This is a genomic window from Mycobacterium sp. NPDC048908, from assembly GCF_043197955.1.
GTDB lineage: Bacteria > Actinomycetota > Actinomycetes > Mycobacteriales > Mycobacteriaceae > Mycobacterium.
Genome location: NZ_JBICUE010000016.1, coordinates 15,241 through 32,610 on the forward strand (window position 1 = coordinate 15,241; position 17,370 = coordinate 32,610).

The window sequence follows — 17,370 nt, forward strand, 5'->3', positions numbered from 1 at the left end:
CTTCTAGGCAAAGCTTGTGCATAACACCGGAGGGGCAGCGCGAAAATGGCGAGCGGGATAGCGTCTGAGCTGGCAGCCGCCGGTTTCGAGGACGCCGTCGAAGTCGGTCGGGGCGGCGCAGGGGTCGTCTACCGCTGCCATCAGAGGGCGCTCGGGCGAAGCGTCGCGATCAAGGTACTCGCGTCGGATCTCGACGAGGACGACCGTGAACGTTTCCTGCGTGAGGGCTACGCGATGGGCGGGCTGTCAGGCCATCCGAACATCGTGAACATCTTGCAGGTCGGCGTCACCGAAAGTAACCGGCCGTTCATCGTGATGCCTTACCACTCAGCCAATTCCCTCGCGGAGCGAGTGCGGCGTGAGGGCCGGATCGGGTGGCCCGAGGCGCTGCGCATCGGGGTGAAGCTGTGCGGGGCGCTGGAAACCGCGCACCGGACCGGCACTTTGCACCGCGACATCAAGCCGGCCAACGTTCTCGTCAACGATTACGGCGAGCCGCAGATGAGCGACTTCGGCACGGCGCGCATCGTCGGCGGATACAAAACGGTGACAGGGTTTTTCACCGGCACCCTGTCCTACACCGCACCGGAGGTGCTCGGCGGTAAGCCGCCGACGGTCGCCGCCGACGTGTACTCCCTCGGCGCGACGATCTACGCACTGATCGCTGGCAATGCCCCGCATGAACGCAACTCCGACGAAGAGCTCATCGCGCACTATCTGCGGATCACCTCGACGCCGGTGCCCGACCTGCGCCCCTCCGGAATCCCTGGCGATGTCTGCGCTGCGATCGAGAAGGCGATGGCCATCGAGCCGGCCGACCGGTACGCGTCGGCGGAGGATTTCGGCCACGCCTTGCAATTGGCCCAGCGGCACAACGGCTTACCGACGGATCCGATGGCGCTCAGCGAGCCCGGCGGTCACCACGAGCAAGCAGGCCAAGCGCTCGCGTTGTCGGTGCCGCCGAGCCAAGTCGAGACATCGGTCGGCGGCGCAGGCCCACCCGGCGGTGTCGTGCCACCCGGCGAGCCGACCGCGTCGGCACCGCCGCCGAACCCTGGCATGTTCGCGCGCACCGCGTCCGTCAGCGCGTCCAGCCTGCCCTGGCAGGCGCTGAACCGCCCGCCGTCACAGCCTGCCGCGCCGCCCGCTGCGCCGAAGAAAAGCAATCGGAAGAAACTGGTGATCACCGCCGGTGCCGTCGCGGCAGTGCTGTTGTTGGTGATCGCGAGTGTCTTCATCGTCACGTCCTCGCACGACAAGGGCGGCGGCCAGGCGGCGCCGAGCAAGCCGACCACCGAAGCGCCGCCCGAGTGGAAGCCCATCGCGGATGCCCCCGTTGCCAGCTACGGGGCGGCGGCCACCGAGGCCGACGGCACCATCTGGATGTTCGGCGGCATGGGGGCCGACGACCGGGTCAGCGGCGGCCACGAGGGCTACGACCCCGCCATCGACAGTTGGAAGAGCGGCGACGTCCTGCCCGTTCCTGTTCAGCACGCGATGTCGGTGACGTGGCAGGACAACCCGGCGGTGCTCGGCGGCTGGCGCACCGAAGGTGCCAATTCCAAGGTGGCGACAGACCAGGTGTGGCGGGTCGTCAACAGTCGCTGGACTGAGTTGCCTCCGCTGCTGCAGCCGCGGGCGGCAGCCGCGGCCGCCGTGGTCGGCGACCGGATCATCGTCACCGGGGGACTGGGGGCCGACGGCAAACCGCTCAACACCACCGAGATCTTCGATGGCACGTCATGGAAGCTCGGCGCTCCTATCCCCACGCCGCGACAGCTGGCGGGCGCGGCGTCGGACGGCAAGCTGGTGTACGTGCTCGGCGGGTCCACCGGCTCCGCTGACGTGGCGACGGTCGAGGCCTATGACCCGACGGCCGACAGCTGGACCACGCTGCCCGAAATGCCGGGCCGACGCAGCGACCTCGGCGTCGCCTATGCCGACGGCCGGCTTGTCGCGGTCGGCGGCATGTCGGGGGGCCAGCCGCTCAAGAGCGTGGTGGCGCTCGATCTCATGACGCAATCGTGGAGTGGGCTTCCCGATCTCGGCACTGCCCGGCACGGCATGGCGGTCGCCGGCGTCGGCAAGAACGTGTACGCGATCGGCGGGTCGACCGGTCCCGGCGAAAGCCAGATCACAGGGTCGGCGGAAGCACTGAAGCTGGCGCCGCGCAAGCCCATGCCAGCGCCGGCCTGGCGGTCCCTGCCGGATGCGCCGACCGCGAGGTTGATGATGGCGTGGACGGTGCTCGACGGAAAGATCTGGATTGCAGGCGGTATTCGCGAGGGCGAGACACTGCAGACGGTGGAGAGCTTCGACCCGCAAACGGGAGCGTGGCAGGCGCAGCCTCCGCTGCCGATCCCCCTTCATCACGCCACCGCGGCCACTTACCGCGGCGAGGTGGTCGTGCTCGGCGGTGCCAGCGACGTCATCGCGGAGGCGTCGAACAAGGTGTTCGCGCTGCGGGGAGGCACCTGGACCGAACTGCCCGCGCTGCAACATGCCAGGGCCGCGGCGTCCGCCGCGGTCGTCGGTGACAAGCTCGTCGTCGTGGGCGGACAGAACGACAAGCAACTCGTCGCGCAGACCGAAGTGTTCGACGGCAAGTCATGGACCCAGGCTGCCGACATGCCCACCCCGCGCGAACACTTGGCGGCGGTGTCGGACGGCACCTACGTCTATGCGGTGGGCGGCCGGTTCCTGTCTGCCGACAAGAACTCGGCGGCGCTGGAGCGGTACGACCCGTCCTCGGGCACCTGGACGAAGCTGGCCGACATGCCCACGCCGCGGGGAAGTTACGGCGCCGCGTTCATCGACGGCCGGATCGTTGGCGTCGGCGGCGAGGAGCCGACGCGGGTGCTGGCCACCGTCGAGATGTACGACGTGACGAACGGGAAGTGGAGCACGGTCGCGCCGCTCGGCACGCCGCGGCACGGCCAGGTGGTGGCGGCGGTGGGTTCGGCGGTTTACTGCATCGGTGGCGCCGACCGGCCATCGCATGAAGGCGCGATCGCGACGGTGGAGGAACTGGCGTTCACCTAGTCGGACGACGATCAAGCGGCGAGGTACGAGCCGCGTTGAGAAGTCCGACAGTTTGATGTAGTCGGACGACGGAGTCATGTCGTGCCCGCGCGCAACTGCGCGATGGTGACGGCCCCGCGCCGCAGCGCCTCGTTGGCCAGACGGACCCGGCGGTCCCCCTCTTGCGGGATCGAGAACTTGTCGTACAGGTTCTGCAGATGCTGCTTGACGGCCGCCTCGGTGACGAAAAGCTCGGTGGCCATCCGCCGCACCGACGCAGGCTCGGGGAACGGGTCGTCGGAAACCAGCGGCCGGCACAACACCACCAGCACGTCGACTTCGCGTCGGGTCAGCCGTGGCGGCAACTCGACGGTCTGCGCGGTCTTGGTCTCTTCGTCGAGCTTTCCGTCGCCTGCGTCCCTGACTTCCCAGAAGGTCACTCGGCACTTGCCGACCCGCACCTCGTCGCCGGAGCGCAGCACGCGCTCCGCCGTGATCTTCTCACCGTTCAGGTAGGTGCCGTTGCGGCTGCCCAGGTCCCGTATCGACCAAGCGAACCCGAGGTTCTCGAAGACGGCGTGCAGTCGCGAGACGGTTTCGTCGTGATCCAGCGATACGTCATTGCTGGCGGCTTTGCCCAGCGTCACGCGTTGACCGCTCAGCGGGACCAACTCGCGCCCCGACGGCTTCGAGACTTCCAGGTGGGAAGACATAGTCGTAATTCTGTCCTAACGACCCGAGGTTCACTGTCGGGTTAGGGCGAGCTGGTGATCTTCTTCGCGAACCGGACAACCCACTTGGCAGGCGCCGAGTCCACCAGCGGCGGCCACGGCCATTGGCTGTTGTCCCGCCCGCGGGGCGCCTTGAGGAACGCCAACCCCAGCATCAGGCCGAAGACCAGGTGACCGACCAGCGTGATGATGACCGTCGCCATGTTCAGCGGGAACATCCGGTCCTCGCCGTGCGGAGCCAGTGCGACGGTCGCCATCAGGCCCGCCCACGTCGGGAAGACCGAGAACGCCACCGCTGCCAGCACCTGGTAGACGTTCTTCCACCGGTCGATGCCGATCGCGAACGCGACGACGAAGAACGCAACACCAAGGCCGCCCGCATCGCCGACGTAGCGGTAGACGTAGCCGACCGCCGCGCTGCCCGCGGTGTCCGGCTCACCGGTGACGAACGAGCCCATCACCGGGATGAAGTCGCCCATCAGTCCCAGCACATGCACGGCGAACAGGCGGGCACCGTCATAGACGATGCATGCCACCATGCCGGCAACCAGGCCGCGTCCGACGATCATGTCGATCCGGTGCGGCGCGAACACGATCAACGTTGCGAGCACGGCGACCAACGAGATGGTCACCATCGTGATGGCGCTCTGCGAAGCGAGACCGAACACCTCGACCGATATGGCCAGGATCGGCATCGAGGCCAGCAGCAACACCAGCATGAGGCGGGCGATCTCCCACTTGGTCGGCGCCTTGACCTCTTTCTTGCTCAGGTCGACGTAGCGCTGCCGCAGGGTGTGGGTGACCTTGCCGACGACCGGCATGTCGAGGGCCTTCATCCGCACCGTCCTGCCGTCGAAGGCGCTGACGGCCTTCGGAAGCGCCCTGGCGGGCAGTTCGGCGAAGCGCATCCGGGCTGTCTTGGCGTCAACGGGGCGCATCCGCAACGTCTCGTCATGGGCTGTCGAAAGCATGGGGGTTCCTCGTCGGTTGGTTTTCGGTACGACATTCATCGTGGTGATCGCGGCTGGGCTGCGTAATCACCGATGAGCGAGACTTCTGGCTCCGAAAGGCAGGGTTTTCTGTCCGCCAGGTAAGGGTCAGCGGTCCCCGCGCGGCCCGAGCGCGGATTTGATGTCGACGACCGGTGTCCCGTCGACCGCTTCCATGCCTTGTACGCGCACCCGCAGATCGTCGATGTCCAGGATTTTGACGTCGTGGATTCCGAGCGGATTCGGTCGATGCTGTGACCGGGTCGCGAATACGCCGCGCACCGGGCGACTCGTGTCGCCCCGGGGGTGCACACGCAGCACGGTCCGGTCGGCCAGATGTAACCAGGTGACGACCACTATGTCGTCGCCCGGTTGTAGGCCATCGAGGGCAGGGCGCACACCCGGGTCGAGAACCAGCCAGCAATCGGGGGCGCCTTCGTCGCCCTGACGAGTGGCTGCCGCGGGATCGGCTACCGGTGACTCGACTTTCCCGATCGGCACGAGGGCAGGTGTCACATGTGAAATATCTATGAGCCTGGTGACGATACGCTGCATGATCGCGAAAATGGTCGGGTGACGTCCGTGCCTGCCAGTGACAAGGGGCCGCGTCGCGCCATCCTCGGCCAGTTGCCGCGGATGTACCGCGCCGACGGATCACCGATCCGGGTGCTCCTGGTCGACGACGAACGCGCGCTGACCAACCTGGTCCGGATGGCGCTGCAGTACGAGGGGTGGCAGATCGACGTCGCCCACGACGCCGCCGACGCGGTGCAGAAGTACCGCGCGAAGACGCCGGACATCGTCGTGCTCGACATCATGCTGCCGGATATGGATGGCCTCGGTGTGCTGCATGAGATCCGGAACTCCGACACCTACACGCCGACGTTGTTCTTGACCGCACGCGACTCCGTGGTCGATCGGGTGACCGGCCTGACCGCAGGCGGCGACGACTACATGACCAAGCCGTTCTCCCTCGAGGAACTGGTCGCCCGGTTGCGGGGGCTGCTGCGGCGGTCGGCGTATCTGACGCCCGCGGACGACGAGACGTTGACTGTCGGTGACCTCGAACTCGACGGCGTGAGCCGCGAGGTCACCCGCGCAGGCGCCTCGATATCGCTGACGTCGACCGAGTTCGAGCTGCTGCGATTCCTGATGCGCAATCCGCGACGGGCGTTGAGCCGCAAGGAAATTCTGCACCGGGTGTGGGACTACGACTTCGGCGGTCGGTCAAGCATCGTCGATTTGTACGTGTCGTACCTGCGCAAGAAGATCGACGCCCGACGGCAGCCGATGATTCACACGGTGCGTGGCATCGGCTACATGCTGCGGCCCGTCGAATGACCCGGTTGACGAGTATCTGGCGCAGCTGGACGTTGTTGCGGCAGTTGGTCATCGGCGTCTCGGCCGTGGTCATGGTGGTGTTGGTGGCGGCAGGCGTGAGCTCGGTGCTCAGCCTGCGCGGGTCGGTGCTCGGCATCATCGACGGGCAGCTGTCGGGTTCGGCGAACGGGTTCAGCCAAGCGGTGACCAAATACCGGGTCACCCCGGACGCATCGGGGAAGCCACCGCCGCCCGGCGCGATGAAGCCGCTGACACACCTGATCGGGCAGGCACCTGGCAACGTGATCGCGCTCATCCAAGACGGAAAGGTGGTGGACTCGGCGTTCTTCGTCGACGGCGAGGCGAGACGGGCGCCGCAAGGTGCCGTCGCGAAGATCGCCGAAATATCCTGGGCGGCAGGCGAAGCGCAAACCGTCAAGCTGCCGGAACTGGGTTACTACCGGATGGTGGGCAGGCCGGGTGACGGCGACGAGACGTTGGTGACCGGGGTGTCCCGCAAGCCCGCCTGGGATGCGATGACGCGCGAGACGGGAATCGTGGCCGCGATCACGGCGCTCGCCTTGATGGTCACCGCCGCGTGCACCATCGCGATCGTCCGCTTCGCGCTTCGCCCACTGGATTCGGTGGCCGCGACGGCGGCCGAGGTGGCGGCGCTACCGCTGGACCGCGACCACCATGCGATCGCGCCGCGAGTGCCCATGGGGCACACGGACCCGCGCACCGAGGTGGGCCTGGTCGGTGACACCCTCAACCGACTGCTCGACCATGTGGAACGCGCGCTGGCCGACGTCGCGGCGTCGGATAAGCGGATGCGCCAGTTCATCACTGACGCCAGCCACGAATTGCGCACTCCGTTGGCGTCGATTCACGGCTACGCCGAACTGACCCGGCAGGACAGTTCGGTGCTTCCGGAGACCACCGAATATTCGCTTGCCCGCATCGAAGCGGAGGCGCGGCGGATGAACTCGTTGGTCGCCGATCTGCTGTTGCTTGCCAGGCTGGACGAAGGGCAAGACCTCGACACCACAGAGGTGGACCTGTCCGACTTGGTCGTCGACGCGGTCAACGATGTCGCGGTGTCCGCGCCCGAGCATCGATGGCGCACGGACGTTCCCGATGCCGCCGTATGGGTGCGCGGCGACCATGCGCGGCTGCACCAGACGATCGCCAATCTGTTGGCCAATGCCCGGGAACACACACCCGCGGGCACCACAGTGACGACGAAGGTGACTGCCGGTCCGGAGTATGTGGAGTTGACCGTCACCGACGACGGCGGTGGAATCGATGCCGAGTTGCTGCCGCATCTGTTCGAGCGGTTCGTCCGAGCGGACAAGTCGCGGTCGGGTGAGGCGGGCAGCTTCGGCCTCGGACTGTCCATCTGCGCGTCGATCATCGAGGCGCACCACGGCAGCATCGGTGCCGAATCCACCAACGGCACAACGACTTTCATGGTCAAGATGCCAGTGGTACGGGTGAGTGCTCAGCACGCCACGTCGACGTAGACGGTCTTCGAGGTGATCGTGGTGTTGATCGAACTGCCGCCACGTGAGTCGGCTGTCGAATGGGTCTGACCCGAACGCACCCCGCTGACGCTGCACTGGGACAGCGGTGCCGCACCGGTGCGGTTGACGATGACGTGGTAGCCGCTGGCTTCCAGCGTCCGCACGGTCTGGTCGACCGACGTCGGTCCGGTGGGCGCTGCGGTGGCGCCGCCGGCAAGCGCGAGAGCGGCCGACGTCAGTGTCGTTGCGGTAACTCCAAAGGCGACATAGCTTTTCATGCCCTCCAGTGTCGGGAGCACGTCCTAGGATCGCTAGCTGTTCATAGTGAACACAAACATATGCGGTCGCTATGAGTGTGTTTGCGGGTCAGGTGATCGTCACGCCGCCGTCGACGACGATGGTCTGGCCGGTGACGAAGCCGCCCGCTTCCGATGCCAGCCACACCAGCGTGGCGGCGAGTTCTGTCGGATCACCCATGCGGCCCAACAACACTCGCGGCTTCATGCTCTCGATGTAACCGGGCGCGTACGCATCGGTCATCTCGGACTCGAAGAATCCCGGCGCGATCGCATTGACGCGGATGCCCTTGCGGGAACCCCACTGCTGAGCCAAGTCTCGAGTCAGGCCCGCGATGGCGGCCTTACTCGCGCTGTACGCGGCCTGCGGTAGCCCGGCAGTGGTGATGCCCAGAATGCTGGAGATGTTCACGATCGAACTGCCCGGCTGCATCACCTTGCCGCACGCCTGAGCCGCCCAGTAGGAGCCGTTCAGGTTGATGTCGACGACGGCGCGGAACTCATCGGGCGTCTCACGGGTGGCGGGCACCGCGGTGCCCACCCCGGCGTTGTTGACCAACACGTCGACGTGGCCGAACTCGGCGATCGCCGCGTCGACCATGGTCTGGCACTGCGCCGGATCGGCCACGTCGGTCGCGACCGTCAGGGCACGTCGGCCGGCCTCCTCGACGAGACGCGCTGTGGCATAGAGCTTGTCGACCCGCCGTGCGGCCAGTACGACGTCGGCACCGGCCTCCGCGCACGCCTGCGCGAATGACACGCCGAGTCCGGACGAGGCACCGGTGACGATGACGACCTTGTCGTCGAGTCGGAACTTGTCGAGTACGGACACCCGGTCAGGCTAGCCGACGACGCTGACGACCCTGCAGTGCCACCGACACGGTGAGCACCCCAATGCCCGCCGCGGCCAGCAGCGCACCGGCGGCGGCGGGCGCGGTGTAGCCGAATCCCGCCGCGATCACCAGGCCGCCGACCCAGGCGCCGGTCGCGTTGCCGATGTTCAGCGCCGAATGGTTCAGGGCCGCCGCCAATGTCTGTGCGTCGTGCGCGACATCCATCAACCGGGTCTGCAACGCCGGTCCGACGGCCGACCCCGCCGCACCGATGCCGAACAGCACAGCAAGGGCCGTCACCGGTTGGTGTGAGGCGGCCACGAACACTGCCAGGATGACCCCAAGCGCAATCATGGACACATACAGCGCACGAACCACCGACAGGTCCGCCAGCCGCCCGCCGACCAGGTTGCCGACCACCATGCCGAGGCCAAAGACCATGAGCGCCAACGGAACCAGTGCCCGTGGTAGCCCCGCGACGTCGGTCATCGTGGTGCTGATGTAGGTGTACACGGCGAACATGCCGCCGAACCCGATCATCCCGACGGCCAGCGCCAGCCAGACCTGGACCCGCTTGAGTGCGCCCAGTTCGGTCAGCGGACTGGTGACGTGCATGGTTCGCAACGCAGCGGGCAACCATGAGGACAACGCGGCCAAGGTGGCGACGCCGATCGCCACCACAAGCCCGAACGCGCTGCGCCATCCCAGCGCTTGGCCCAGCCAGGACGCCAGCGGCACACCCAGCACCGTGGCCACGGTCAGCCCACACATGACGTGTGCGACAGCCTTGGCCCGGTTCCGCCGCCCCATCAAGTGGGTGGCCGCCAGCGCAGCGACCCCGAAGTACGCACCGTGCGGGACGCCCGCGACGAATCGGGCGATCATCAGCGTGCCGTATGACGGGGCCAGAGCGCTGGCCAGATTGCCGAGCGTGAACACGGCCATCAGCGCGAGCAGCAGCGCCCTACGCGGCACCCGGGCGGCAAGCGCCGCGATCACCGGAGCACCGATGACCACCCCCATCGCGTATGCGGAGATGACGTGACCAGCGGTCGGTTCGGTGATGCCGAGTGTCGACGCGATGTCGGGCAGCAAGCCCATCGCGACGAACTCGGTGGTGCCGATGGCGAATCCGCCCAGCGCCAGCGCCAGCACGGCCAGCCAGCGCACGGCAGGAGCGGGTGAGACGACGGACAGCGGGGTCGGTCGATCCAGGGAGGCGGTCACTCGGCACACGTTAGGCAGACTTCAGCTGTCAAGCAACTCCACTTTAGTATTTGAACGGCAAAAGTGATGCGAGTTACGCTGTCACTATGGCTATATTTCGGACGTCAGCGTTGACGTCCGCCGGCGAGGTTTTCGGCTTGATCAGGGCGGAACGACACATCACCCGCACCGAGATCGGCCGCCGCACCGGGCTGTCCCGCACGGCGGTAGCAGCGCGCGTGGCAGCACTGGCCGCGTCGGGTTTGATCGTCGAGCGGGAGTTGGCGCCGTCCACCGGCGGGCGCCCCGCCGGCTTCGTGACCTTCAACGCCGACGGCGGTGTGGTGTTGTCGGCGGCGATCGGCCGTAGCCGCACCCAACTGGCCGTATGCGACCTCGCCGGTGAAATCCTGTCCGCCACCGATATAGACCAGGAACCCGGTGTGGGTCCCGACGACCTGATGCCCGACATCGTCAAGCGGTTTGACGCGCTGCTCGACGACTGCGGTCTGCGCGACCGCAGCATCTACGGCGTTGGGGTGAGCCTGCCCGGCACCGTGGACCGCGGCCTCGGATGCAGCCTGGATTCGCCGATCATGAGCGGCTGGGACGGTGTGCCGCTGCCGCCGTTCTTCGCCGAATTGACCGACGCGCCAGTGGTTCTCGACAACGATGCGAAGGTGATCGCGCTGGCCGAGCGGCGCGGCGAGCGGCAAGTGTTCGACGATCTGCTGGTGCTCAAGGCGTCGACGGGTCTCGGCGCGGGCATCATCGCGGGCGGTGTGCTCCAACGCGGCGCCGTGCAGGCGGCAGGCGAATTCGGCCACAACAAGATCGCCGCCGCTGCCGGCCTGCCGTGCCGATGCGGCGACAGCGGGTGCCTCGAGGCGATCGCGGGCGGTTGGGCCCTGGTCAAGGCGCTGCAGGCCGCCGACCGCAAGGTCGGCCATGTGCGTGACGTGGTGGATCTGGCCAACAGCGGCGATCCGGATGCGCGGCGGATGATCCGCGACAGCGGCCGGCATGTCGGCGAAGTACTTGCCGCCGCAGTGAACCTGCTCAACCCGGCCGTCCTCGTGGTCGCGGGCGATATCGCGGGCGCCTACGATGTTTTTGTGGCGGGCTTACGAGAAACGTTGTACGGCAACGCAACTGCGCTTGCCACCAGGGTGCTGCAGGTGGTGCCGTCTACCTATGGCGACCGCTCAGGGGTGATCGGGAGCGCGACCATGGTGCTCGACCAGGTGCTGAGCCCCTCCGCGATCGACGCGCGGGTTCGACGAGCAGGGTAAACTCCCGGTATCAGGGCGCCTGAGCACACGGCGCCGTGGCGTCGTCACCTTATGGGGTGATTTCTATCGGACTCGCAGCCGCCGACCTTCGTCAGCCCGAATGTTCGCAGGTAGAGGTTTCAGACCCTGCCGACGTAGAAGACTTTCTCGAAGATGCGTACGGCGCGAAGCTGCGACTGCGTCGCCCCCCCGGTGGTGACCTGCGGGAAGGCCCGCTGCTGAAGTTCGCGCGCACCTCCGTCGGGCCGTTTACCATCGACGACCTTTATCTCGCCGGCGAACTCGAGGCCGCACCCGACCCGCTCGACCATGTGGTCGCGATCTGGGCGACGGCAGGCCGGGTTTCCGGAACATGCGACGGGATGACGGCCGAAGCCGGGCCGGGCGATATCGCGTTGCTGTCGCAACCTGATCTGCCGCATCGCTCGCGCGCGAGCGATCTGAAGGTGACGTCGCTGATGCTCGATCAGGCCGTTGTCGCGGGCGTGGCAACCGGCCTGCCCAGCAGCCAGGCGCCGTTGCCCGTCCGGTTCTCGAGTTTTCAGCCGGTCGACGAGACCGCGAAACGGCTCTTCAAACACACGGTCGACTACGTGAAGAGATGCGTTCTCGTCGACGACGCGACCGCCACGCCGCTCGTCCTCGGTCATGCGAGCCGGCTGCTGGCTGCCGTCACGCTGTCCACTTTTCCCAACACCTTGGCCGGCGGACCGATGCGTCCTGACCGCACCGACAGCAGACCAGTGATTCTGCGTCGTGCCATGGAGTACATCGATTCGAACGCGACCAACGACATCGGCGTGGCCGATATCGCGGCGGCTGTGCACGTCACCCCGCGTGCGGTGCAATATATGTTTCGGCGACATCTCGAGACCACGCCGCTGCAATACCTGCGCCGGTTGCGCTTGCACTATGCGCACCAGGATCTGGTCGCCGCCGATCGGATGCAGACCACCGTCACCGACATCGCCGCACGCTGGGGCTTTGCGCATACCGGGCGATTCGCCGTGATCTACCGCCAGGTGTACGGCCAGAGCCCCCACACCACTTTGCGCGGATGACCCGAAAGGTCCGCCCCGAGCGTAGCGTCGTCATTACATCCCCACGTCGTCGTTTGGATCACATGGGCACCGACGAGAGCGACCAGACCGCTTCCTCCTCCGCGACAGATCGCGCCGAGCGGGCCCGCGCGCGAGCCGACGAGCTGCGCCAGCGCACCACCGACCTGGCGGTCGGCGTCCCCGCTTCCGCCCGCTCTGTCGAAACGGCGAAACTGCGCGCCGCGGAGGCTCTGGCTCGGGCGCGCGATGCACACCAGGCCTCGGCGGCCAGGCACGTCGATGCCGGTCGTGCCCATCGTCGAGCAGCGGCGGCGCACGAGCAGGCGGCTCTGTTCGACGTAGCCGGCTCCGACGCGCATCAGGATGCCGCTGAAATGCACCGTGCCGCGGCGCACCAGCACGACAAGGCAGCCGCCGACGAGGAAGAGCGGCGTCAGGCCGCCGATGTCGACTAAGACTCGATCTCCATCAACAGCACCGCGCCGTTGACGGTCCCCTGCGCGGAGCGGAACGCTGTACACATCACGCGGACGTGCACCTGGCGGCCGCGGCGGTTCACGGCGTCGACAGCAGTTTCGGCCGTGATTTCGGGATCGACGAACGCCCTTCCGATCAGGGGTTTGATCTGTTCGGTCGGCAAGCCGATATCGAGAGACACCAGCGTTTTGCCGACGGTCTCATTGGACCGCAGGCCCCACAGGTCTTCGCAGCCCCCGTTCCACACGATCACCCGCATCTCCCGGTCTACGATCACCATGCCGAAGTGAATCGAGTTGATCAGGGAATCGGCAAACGCCTTGGCGTGCTCGAGCTCGACGCTGCGGTCTCGGAGAGCGTCGTTGATGGTGTGGAGTTCGTCGTTGGTGGACTGCAGTTCCTCGTTCATGGTTTCGAGTTCTTCGTTGGTGGACTGCAGTTCTTCGTTGGTGGTTTCGAGTTCTTCGATCGTGGACTGTAGTTCCTCGTTGGTCGTCTCGAGTTCTTCGTTGGTGGACTGCAGTTCCTCGTATGCCGACTCGAGCTGCCGATTCGTATCGACGACCTTGTCCAGCAACAATCTCGTCGCAGTTACGTCGAAAAACACGACGGACACGCCAAGCAAGCCATTCTCGGTATCCACCAGCGGGTTTACGTGGATCTCGAACCAGACCGACTCGGCACCCGGACGCTGCCATTGGACATCCTGCACGCGGGCGGAGCGCCGCTCCACCTTTGCCTGGTCGATGTACGTCCGCAGTTCAATCGGACGATAAGACACCTCGAGATCACGTAACCGGCGGCCGACGTCGCGGGCCGAAAGGCTGAACATGGACTCGGCCTGCTGATTGATCATTGCGATGGTGTCGTCACCGGTCACTACGATCTGGGCCACGGGGCTCGCGCGAAATGCCAGATCGCGTACCGGCGAAAGCCCCGTCGTGTCGGAAGTTCGTTCATATGTCGCGGATCCATTGCCTAGATACTCGACGCCGCTGTGCGAACCTTCGGTCTTTCGAAAGATCCGGTTTTTCAGGTCAACCGGGGTGAAGCGGTCACTGTGGCTCAACAGCATCTCCGCGTGGCCGAGGAACATTCGGCCCCGCGGGGCGAGCGCAAAATGCAAGCGGTTCAGTACGTGTCGTTGTGTCTCAGCGTTCATGTACATCAATGTGTTGCGGCACACCAACAGGTCCACCCTGGAGATGGGGGCATCCTTCACCAGATCGTTTCGGCCGAAGATCACCGCTCGGCGCAGATCCTTGCGGAACACGTGGCGGCCGTTCGACGACTCGAAGTAGCGTTCGAGCAATTCCGTTGGGACGGATTCGACGGACTTGCTGTCATACGCCGCCGACCGTCCCTCGGTCAGGGCTTCCTCGTCAATGTCGGTCGCATAGATCTTGATGCGCTGGCGGAATTCGTCCGGTCCAAGCGCGTCCACCAACAGCATGGCAAGCGTGTACGCCTCCTGGCCCGATGCGCAGCCCGCGCTCCATACGCGAATCGACTCATTTGGCGCCCGTTCGGCCAGCAGCATCGGGATGACATCTTCTCTGACGAAATCCCATGCTGGCGGGTCACGGAAGAATGAGGTGACGTTGATGAGGATGGTGTTGAACAGTGCGGCGAACTCGTCTGAGCTTGCCTGTAAGAGATCCAGGTAGTCCTCGTAGGTTTCACAGCCCACCTGATCCATCCGGTGGCGAACCCGCCGCGTCAGCGTCGTGCGCTTGTAGCCGGTGAAATCAAATCCCCGCGCGTCGCGCATGTAGTGCAAGAGGGCCTCGAACGACTCCTCCGATTGCTCATTCAAACCAATTCCGTTCGCCGACGGTGTACCGCGAACTTGAACATACTCGCGACTACAACCGATTCTCAGGACCTATCACGGCCCACACCGTCTTGCCTGACGGAGTCGGTGCGTTTCCCCACGCCCGGCAGAGCGCCGCGACGATCCGCAGTCCCGCCGGCATATCGTTCAGTCGCGGCGCTTCGCGCAGGACAGCGGGCGCATGGCAGGTGTCCTCGACTGCAACAGTGATCGTCGACCCGTCGTACTCCAGTCGCACACCCGGGCTGCAGTGGGTGTGCCGCAGCACATTTTCGATCAGTGTTGTCACGACGATTTTCGCCACCGGAATGAGCTCGGGTTGCGCCCATGACGTCAACCACTCTGTCACCAATTCGCGCCCGCGGCTGAGGCTGCCGGAGTCGGCCTGCAGCGCGGCACGTGCGCGGTAACGCACCGGTGCAGCCGCATCAGCCACAGCCTCCAACGCCGCCTGAATCGTCGGATACAGCGGGACGTAGCGGGTAACACCGTTGCGGGTGATGGCGGAACGGCCGCGACGATCCCCATTCACCAGGATGATCGGGACCTCCGGCCAGATACCGACATGCCAGCGTGCGCTCGTGAAAACCACCCACGCCGATTCCGCTGGGACGCACAGGTCGGAGACGTCGACGATGACGGCAGCGGGTTCGTCGAGCGCGGCCTTGATGATGCTGTCGCGCATTAACCGGTAGGTGATGCTGTCGAGTAAACCGTGCGGTGTCAGCACCATGTTCCCGGCCATCGACTCGGTAGCGATGGTCAGTAGTCCCGCAGCGTCATCCGCCACCGTGCCCACCCATGCTCGCGGTCGCTTCTGTCAATCGTTTGCCGAGGACCTGCACCGCACGCTCCGCTTCGTGGGCAGCCTCGGTGTACTTGTTGAAAAGTGCTCCGCTGCCGGCATTTTCGGCCAATTTACGAGATAATTTGACCTTCTCCTGCAGACTGCGTAAGGCAATCCACAGAGCGCTTTCGACCTCATTGTCTCTGGCCGCCAGCAGCGCGTCGGCAGTCCAGGCATGCCCCACCCGGCAGCGGTAATTGCTGGCGCTGACCGCCAACAGTGAACCGTTGCAGTCCGGGCAGGTGTAGCCGGACGGCGGGCCAAGCGCCTCGGAGTCGAACGAGGTCGAGAATCGTGGCCCCATGGCGATGCGGTTTTCCAGTTCCATGCTTTCGTCGGGTTCCACGGCCCGCTCCTTTATCTCACGGTCAGCCAACTTCGCAAGCAGCGCACCGACATCGCGGGCCGCGGCCTGGTGGTCGACGACGCCGGCCCGGATGGCGTTGCTCGGCATGGCGGGATACAGCGCGTCCTCGGGCAATTGAACGATCGTGGTGCCGCCCATCGACTTAACCGCGGCCGCACCGAGTACGCCGTCGTCCAGCACGCCGGACATCACCACCCCGATCGCGTGCGGCCCAAAGCTCAACGCCGCTGATCGAAACAGGGCGTTGATCGCAGGCCGATAGCCGTTTTCCGTCGGGCCCTCGGTGAGCGCGGAACGCCCGTCCGCGACGAGGAGATGGCGATCTGGCACGCCGACGTGGATCACACCAGCCTCGAGCGCGGCTCCGTCAGACGCAGGCACTGCGTGCAAAGGGCTACTGCGATCCAGAATCTTCGCCAGCACGCTCGGCGCATTGGGCGGCATGTGCAACACCACGGCTAGCGCATAGGGCAGGTCGGCGGGGAGGCCGGAGACGAATTGAGTGAGCGCCTCGACGCCTCCCGCGGAGGCGCCCACCACCACAACACCACGTGGCGCGCCGTTGATAGTCGTGCTTGCCATCGCACACCGGTTACCCGAAGCCTCGCTGGATAACCCCTTCCTGACGTTGAAACTACGCCTATCTCGGAAGTTTGGCGCCGATCAGATTTTGGCCATCACCTTTTCGGCGAACGATTCGAGATGGCGGATCTTGGTGTCCAACGGTTCGGTGTCCTGGCCCGTGATGTAGGGGTAGCGGAAACCGACGATGACGTCAGTAACGCCCTTGTCTTCGAGGCGCTTGATGCCGTCGAGGGTGAACGCGTCGAGCGAGATGACGTGGATCTCGAAGGGGCCCGTCCGGCCTTCTTCGTCGCGAATCTGATTGAGTCGCTTGATCAATCGGTCGAGTTCTGCCGGTTCTCCGCCACCGTGCATCCAGCCGTCGCACCGTGCTGCGCGCCGCAGCGCCGCCTCCGCGTGCCCGCCAACGAGGATGGGTATGGGCTTTGTCGGCGCGGGGGTCATCTTCGTTTTGGGGATGTCGTAGAACTCGCCGTGGAACTCGAAATACTCCCCGGACGTAAGGCCTTTGATGATCTCGATACATTCGTCCATTCGCTTTCCACGCTTGGCGAACGGCACATTCATCAGTTCGTAATCCTCCGGCCATGGGCTGGTGCCAACGCCGAGTCCGAGGCGATTGTCGAACAGCGCTGCCACCGACCCGGCCTGCTTGGCCACCAGCGCAGGCGGGCGGATCGGCAGTTTGAGAACGAAAAAGTTGAACCTCAGTGTCGTGGTCACTGCGCACAGGGCGCCTGCCATCACAAAGGCCTCGATGAACGACTTGCCGTCCAAGAACTCTCGGCTGCCGTCGGGGGTGTACGGGTATTTCGACTCCGACTCGAACGGGTACGCCACGCTGTCCGGGATCGTCATCGCGTGGTAACCGGCGGCCTCGGCCGCCTTAGCCAGCGGGATGTAGTACGTAGGATCCGTCATCGCCTCGGCGAAAGTGAAACGCACCCGGACATACTAGAACGTGTTCTAATTTCGTGTTTAAGGATCG

The 17,370-nt window shown here is 65.6% G+C and carries 16 protein-coding genes; 6 read left to right on the plus strand and 10 right to left on the minus strand.

All coding sequences use genetic code 11. From position 1 onward, the window contains the following. Positions 1-45: 45 nt before the first annotated feature. A complete protein-coding gene (locus ACGFK1_RS27850; protein WP_393437269.1) occupies positions 46-3,042 on the plus strand; it encodes a kelch repeat-containing protein in 2,997 nt (998 codons plus the stop codon). Positions 3,043-3,116: 74 nt separating this feature from the next. On the opposite strand, the gene ACGFK1_RS27855 is transcribed toward ACGFK1_RS27850, so the two are convergent. The 3 genes from ACGFK1_RS27855 to tsaA all read right to left on the minus strand — a co-directional run bounded on the left by ACGFK1_RS27855 (position 3,117) and on the right by tsaA (position 5,257). Further along, positions 3,117-3,734 carry an FHA domain-containing protein gene (locus ACGFK1_RS27855; RefSeq protein ID WP_393437272.1) on the minus strand — a complete coding sequence of 206 codons (618 nt, stop codon included), beginning with the start codon at positions 3,732-3,734 and terminating at the stop codon, positions 3,117-3,119. A 41-nt stretch (positions 3,735-3,775) separates the two neighbouring features. Continuing rightward, positions 3,776-4,723 carry a hypothetical protein gene (locus ACGFK1_RS27860; protein WP_393437275.1) on the minus strand — a complete coding sequence of 316 codons (948 nt, stop codon included), beginning with the start codon at positions 4,721-4,723 and terminating at the stop codon, positions 3,776-3,778. A 126-nt stretch (positions 4,724-4,849) separates the two neighbouring features. Then, entirely contained in the window at positions 4,850-5,257 is a 408-nt protein-coding gene (gene tsaA, locus ACGFK1_RS27865; RefSeq protein WP_393437278.1) for a tRNA (N6-threonylcarbamoyladenosine(37)-N6)-methyltransferase TrmO, read from the minus strand. Between the two features lie 120 nt (positions 5,258-5,377). Between tsaA and ACGFK1_RS27870 the strand changes: the two genes are divergently transcribed. Both ACGFK1_RS27870 and ACGFK1_RS27875 read left to right on the plus strand, forming a co-directional pair. Then, entirely contained in the window at positions 5,378-6,082 is a 705-nt protein-coding gene (locus tag ACGFK1_RS27870; protein ID WP_393437497.1) for a response regulator transcription factor, read from the plus strand. Next, positions 6,079-7,584, plus strand: coding sequence for a sensor histidine kinase (locus tag ACGFK1_RS27875; protein ID WP_393437281.1), 1,506 nt, complete (start codon positions 6,079-6,081; stop codon positions 7,582-7,584). Before ACGFK1_RS27870 ends, ACGFK1_RS27875 begins: the two co-directional genes overlap by 4 nt. On the opposite strand, the gene ACGFK1_RS27880 is transcribed toward ACGFK1_RS27875, so the two are convergent. The 3 genes from ACGFK1_RS27880 to ACGFK1_RS27890 all read right to left on the minus strand — a co-directional run bounded on the left by ACGFK1_RS27880 (position 7,563) and on the right by ACGFK1_RS27890 (position 9,940). After that, entirely contained in the window at positions 7,563-7,862 is a 300-nt protein-coding gene (locus ACGFK1_RS27880; protein ID WP_393437284.1) for a hypothetical protein, read from the minus strand. The two genes, ACGFK1_RS27875 and ACGFK1_RS27880, sit on opposite strands and share 22 nt — an antisense overlap. 88 nt (positions 7,863-7,950) lie before the next feature. Beyond that, a complete protein-coding gene (locus ACGFK1_RS27885) occupies positions 7,951-8,712 on the minus strand; it encodes an SDR family NAD(P)-dependent oxidoreductase (protein WP_393437287.1) in 762 nt (253 codons plus the stop codon). A gap of 4 nt (positions 8,713-8,716) precedes the next feature. After that, positions 8,717-9,940 (minus strand): MFS transporter, encoded by a 1,224-nt coding sequence (locus tag ACGFK1_RS27890; RefSeq protein ID WP_393437289.1) that lies wholly within the window; start codon positions 9,938-9,940, stop codon positions 8,717-8,719. Between the two features lie 86 nt (positions 9,941-10,026). On the opposite strand from ACGFK1_RS27890, the gene ACGFK1_RS27895 reads away from it, so the two are divergent. The 3 genes from ACGFK1_RS27895 (at position 10,027) to ACGFK1_RS27905 (ending at position 12,727) form a co-directional block, all read left to right on the plus strand. Next, positions 10,027-11,211, plus strand: coding sequence for an ROK family protein (locus ACGFK1_RS27895; RefSeq protein WP_393437291.1), 1,185 nt, complete (start codon positions 10,027-10,029; stop codon positions 11,209-11,211). Between the two features lie 56 nt (positions 11,212-11,267). After that, positions 11,268-12,272 (plus strand): helix-turn-helix transcriptional regulator, encoded by a 1,005-nt coding sequence (locus ACGFK1_RS27900; protein WP_393437294.1) that lies wholly within the window; start codon positions 11,268-11,270, stop codon positions 12,270-12,272. Positions 12,273-12,334: 62 nt separating this feature from the next. Continuing rightward, positions 12,335-12,727 (plus strand): hypothetical protein, encoded by a 393-nt coding sequence (locus ACGFK1_RS27905; protein WP_393437296.1) that lies wholly within the window; start codon positions 12,335-12,337, stop codon positions 12,725-12,727. Here the strand turns inward: ACGFK1_RS27905 and ACGFK1_RS27910 are convergent. The 4 genes from ACGFK1_RS27910 to ACGFK1_RS27925 all read right to left on the minus strand — a co-directional run bounded on the left by ACGFK1_RS27910 (position 12,724) and on the right by ACGFK1_RS27925 (position 17,327). Further along, positions 12,724-14,520 (minus strand): CheR family methyltransferase, encoded by a 1,797-nt coding sequence (locus ACGFK1_RS27910; RefSeq protein WP_393437500.1) that lies wholly within the window; start codon positions 14,518-14,520, stop codon positions 12,724-12,726. The genes ACGFK1_RS27905 and ACGFK1_RS27910 overlap by 4 nt on opposite strands. 94 nt (positions 14,521-14,614) lie before the next feature. Beyond that, a complete protein-coding gene (locus tag ACGFK1_RS27915) occupies positions 14,615-15,328 on the minus strand; it encodes a sulfate transporter (RefSeq protein ID WP_393437502.1) in 714 nt (237 codons plus the stop codon). 34 nt (positions 15,329-15,362) lie between these two features. Continuing rightward, positions 15,363-16,379, minus strand: a complete 1,017-nt coding sequence (locus ACGFK1_RS27920) for a chemotaxis protein CheB (protein WP_393437299.1) — start codon at positions 16,377-16,379, stop codon at positions 15,363-15,365. A gap of 81 nt (positions 16,380-16,460) precedes the next feature. Beyond that, entirely contained in the window at positions 16,461-17,327 is an 867-nt protein-coding gene (locus tag ACGFK1_RS27925; RefSeq protein WP_393437302.1) for an LLM class flavin-dependent oxidoreductase, read from the minus strand. Between the last annotated feature and the right edge of the window lie 43 nt (positions 17,328-17,370).

Coding starts and splice junctions, on each gene's coding strand:
- ACGFK1_RS27850 (WP_393437269.1), top strand. CDS start 46: ATGGCGAGCGGGATAGCGTCTGAGCTGGCAGCCGCCGGTTTCGAGGAC.
- ACGFK1_RS27855 (WP_393437272.1), bottom strand. CDS start 3,734: ATGTCTTCCCACCTGGAAGTCTCGAAGCCGTCGGGGCGCGAGTTGGTC.
- ACGFK1_RS27860 (WP_393437275.1), bottom strand. CDS start 4,723: ATGCTTTCGACAGCCCATGACGAGACGTTGCGGATGCGCCCCGTTGAC.
- ACGFK1_RS27870 (WP_393437497.1), top strand. CDS start 5,378: ATGTACCGCGCCGACGGATCACCGATCCGGGTGCTCCTGGTCGACGAC.
- ACGFK1_RS27875 (WP_393437281.1), top strand. CDS start 6,079: ATGACCCGGTTGACGAGTATCTGGCGCAGCTGGACGTTGTTGCGGCAG.
- ACGFK1_RS27880 (WP_393437284.1), bottom strand. CDS start 7,862: ATGAAAAGCTATGTCGCCTTTGGAGTTACCGCAACGACACTGACGTCG.
- ACGFK1_RS27895 (WP_393437291.1), top strand. CDS start 10,027: ATGGCTATATTTCGGACGTCAGCGTTGACGTCCGCCGGCGAGGTTTTC.
- ACGFK1_RS27905 (WP_393437296.1), top strand. CDS start 12,335: ATGGGCACCGACGAGAGCGACCAGACCGCTTCCTCCTCCGCGACAGAT.
- ACGFK1_RS27910 (WP_393437500.1), bottom strand. CDS start 14,520: ATGCGCGACGCGCGGGGATTTGATTTCACCGGCTACAAGCGCACGACG.
- ACGFK1_RS27915 (WP_393437502.1), bottom strand. CDS start 15,328: ATGGCCGGGAACATGGTGCTGACACCGCACGGTTTACTCGACAGCATC.
- ACGFK1_RS27920 (WP_393437299.1), bottom strand. CDS start 16,379: ATGGCAAGCACGACTATCAACGGCGCGCCACGTGGTGTTGTGGTGGTG.